The 3,634-nt window shown below is 63.5% G+C and carries 3 protein-coding genes; all 3 read right to left on the reverse strand.

Annotated features, from left to right (window positions below; translation table 11 throughout):
• A partial coding sequence (gene ftsZ, locus VGE27_RS15015) for a cell division protein FtsZ (RefSeq protein WP_331050482.1) occupies positions 1–959 on the reverse strand: 959 nt, incomplete at its 3' end.
• Positions 960–1,296: 337 nt separating this feature from the next.
• Complete coding sequence (locus tag VGE27_RS15020; RefSeq protein WP_331050483.1) at positions 1,297–1,575, reverse strand: hypothetical protein; 279 nt, start codon at positions 1,573–1,575, stop codon at positions 1,297–1,299.
• Between the two features lie 97 nt (positions 1,576–1,672).
• Positions 1,673–3,634 (reverse strand): hypothetical protein (locus tag VGE27_RS15025; RefSeq protein WP_331050484.1); only part of this gene is annotated, 1,962 nt, incomplete at its 5' end.

The following is a 3,634-nucleotide window of genomic DNA, read 5'->3' on the forward strand; positions in this document are numbered from 1 at the left end:
TAGCGGTCGAAACCCGTCGCGATGACCGTGACGCGGATCTCGCCCATCATGGCCGGCTCGTGGACGGCGCCGAAGATGATCTCGGCCTCGTCGCCCACCGCATCGTGCACGATGTCGTTGATCTGGTGCACTTCGCCGAGCGTGAGGTCTTCGCCGCCGGTGATGTTCACCAGCACGCCCGTGGCGCCGGAGATGGAAACGTTGTCGAGCAGCGGCGAGGCGATGGCCTGCTGCGCGGCTTCACTGGCGCGATTCTCCCCGCGGCCGATGCCGGTGCCCATGAGCGCCGAGCCGCCGTTCTGCATGACCGTGCGGACGTCGGCAAAGTCGACGTTCACCATACCGGTCTCGCTGATCAGCACCGAGATGCCCTGCGTGGCGTGCAGCAGGACTTCGTCGGCCTTCTTGAGCGCTTCGTGGAACGGGATGCCCTTGCCCACGACGGCCAACAGACGCTCGTTCGGCACGATGATCATCGTGTCGACGTTCTTGCGCATCTCGGAGATGCCCTCTTCGGCCTGCCGCATGCGCTTGCGGCCTTCGAAGAGGAACGGGCGAGTCACGATGCCAACAGTCAGCGCCCCGGCTTCACGCGCGAGCTGACACACGACCGGCGCGGCGCCGGTGCCGGTGCCACCGCCCATGCCGCAGGTGACGAACACCAGATCGGCGTTGCCGAGCACCCGCTTGGTGTCCTCGCGGTTCTCTTCGATGGCCTGCCGTCCGATCTCCGGGCGAGCGCCGGCGCCGAGACCGCGCGTCAGCTTCTTGCCGATCTGGATCTTGACGTCGGCCTTGGAATTCATGAGCGCCTGCGCGTCGGTGTTCACCGAGATGAACTCAACACCTTCGAGGTGTTCCTCGATCATGCGGTTCACGGCGTTGCCGCCACCGCCGCCCACGCCCACCACCTTCATGCGGGCGTTCTGGGAAGCGCTCTCTTCGAACTCGAAGGTCATCCGGGGGAGCTCCATACGGGGCTTGGTCGGCACGGGGTGAATGACGCAGCACTCCTCGCGGAGAAGCGCTGGCGATCGAGCTGCAGCGAGCACCGCCCACGTTGGCGGTCCGCGCTCCCGATCGATGTGCAAATGTGGACGAAACCGAAACTGATGCCGTTGCTCCCCTAGAATACACTTCCGGCGAAATCGCGCAACCCGTGGATTCCTTTACACTTGTGGAACTTTGTGACGCACCGGCGAGCCCATCAGACGGGCATCACGTTATCCACATTTGAGCGCGCCGTGCGAGGATGTGAGATTGGCGACGGACAGCCGTGGCACGGGGCGCTCCGGGTCATCTTTTCCCGACCTCCGCGGGCTTCACGATGATGGCACCAATCGTTTCAAACCGGCTCCGATCGTTCATACGTACGAAACCTGATCGAGAACTGATGGCAGTCTGGACCAGATGCCAGAGAACCACCTTGCCGCGGATCACACGGAAAAGCACGGAAACATCAGGATCAGACAACAGCCACGACAAGAACCAGAAACCAATGGTGGGCGTGGCGGCCAGTACGGCGCGCAGATCAATCCGTGTCGTTTCCGCCTGTATCCGTGTGATCCGTGGCAAAGCAGTTCGCAGTTCATGGTTCCCCGCCCCTACAAACGAACAGCGCGCCCCGGAACCAGTCCGGGGCGCGCTGCCACTTCACCAGGAAAGGAACGCGTTACGGCACGATCGGCTGCGCCGGCTTCTGCTCCTTCGGGGCACCAGCATCGTTCCAGTTGATGATGCTGTTGAACACCATGCCGAACTCGCCGTGGTTCTGCCAACGGTAGATCGGGTTGTTCGCGAACATGATCACGCGACCCTTGCCCTTCACCGCGCTCGGCACGTCCACCGCGAAGGGGCGCGACTTGAGCGAATCGGCACCGGTCATGAGCCCCGAGATCACCGACTTGTCGCCGCCGACGTAGCGCGCGAGCACGTTGGCCTCATCGGCGATGCCGACCTTGAACGGCGTGCCGCCCACGTACTTCACCGGAATGTTCGTCTTGCCGAAGCCATAGAACACCGGATGCTCAGGACGCGTGACTTCCGCTTCGACGAGCGGACGCTGCGCCGACAGACCAGCCACCGGCGTCTTGTCGACCGTGCCAGCCCAACCGAACTCGATCGGCAGACGCGCCGACTCACCGATCGCGATCAGCGTGCCGCCCGACTCGAGGAATGCCGCAAAGGCATCGACACCCTTCTGACCGAAGCCGCCGGTGATGTCAGGCGTCGAACCATACACGCCGAGGAACTTGTACTTGGCGCTGTTTTGATAGGGTACCGGACGAGCCGCCGGCGCCTGCATCACTGTCTGACGCGACAGGTTCTGTTCGGCCACCAGGATCACGTCGTAATCGCGACGCAGGTTGCCCTGCACCACACGCTCCTTGTAGATGAGATCGAACGGAATCTTGAATTCATCGAACGTGAGACGATACCAACCCAGCGACTGCGTGCCCGACCACTGCGTGTAGATCGCCACTCGCGGCACGTCGGCATCATGCGTCGCCACGGACGGCGCGCTCGGCAGCATCGCGGCCGTGAGCCCCAGCGAGTCCACCAGGCGACGCACCGTCGACGCATGCTTCGCATCGATGATGAACGAGCCCGCCGGATACGTCGTGTCGCCTGCCGCGAAGCTGCGCTCGGCCACCTTCATGGGCACGTTGCGCAGCAGATAGCGGAACGACACCATGTTGTTGGAGCCGAGGTGCGCCACCGCGATCGTGGAGCCCGCCGTGCCCTTCACGCTGCCCTTGAGCACGACCTTTTCCACCGGCGTCACCGGGGCGTCGAGAATCGACTTCTCGGCCACCGTCACCACGTCGACGCCCATGGCAAAGCCCATCGACCAGCCGCTGTCGTCGTACGTGTTGAGGCGCGCGTCCGGATAGTCCTGCTTCTCAAGCAGGTTCTTGGCCAGACGGCCGTACGGCTGGTTGCGCTTGATGATGTACGAACCGACCGGGTACGTCACGTTGCCAACCTTCACCGGCGCCGTGGCCTGACCGATCTCGATGCGCTGGATGCGGAGCAGGTTCACCATTTCCGCCACGCGCGTCATGTCCTTCTGCACCGGCAGGATGAAGCCATACGGTGCCTTCGTGCTGCCGTCTTCGATGCTGTTCTTCGTCTTGATGTAGAAGTTTTCCAGCACCGTCTGCGGGAACATGCTGGCGAGCTGCAACGCCGAGATCACGCCCGACTGCATGTAGTTCGCATTGGCACGGCGCGTGAACGTGGCGAGATCGTTGAAGCCGATCGGGTTGCCACGGTACCACTCACGATCCTGTCCACCACCACGACCCGTGGGAATGGCAGCGGGACGCCCACCGAAGCCACCGCCCGGCGTCGCCGTGCTCACGTCCTGACCGGCGCGTGCCTTGGCCATGGCCGTGCTGTCGAGATCACGGCCCGACTGCGTCTCGTACATCTTCATCAGGCCGTTGTGGTTGTATGCCACGGAGCCGAGGTAGCCCGGCGACCAGCCGTCCATGAAGGCGTGCGTGTAGACACCCGGCATGCCCCACTTGGTCATCTGCGCCATTTCCCAGTTGCCGAACCACGGGAGCTCGGCGAAGAGAATGGGATCGAGGTTGGGGTTCTGCGGCGGGCCACCCGTGTAGGTGTACAT

It is taken from the genome of Gemmatimonas sp. (assembly GCF_036405635.1).
Taxonomy (GTDB): Bacteria; Gemmatimonadota; Gemmatimonadetes; order Gemmatimonadales; family Gemmatimonadaceae; genus Gemmatimonas.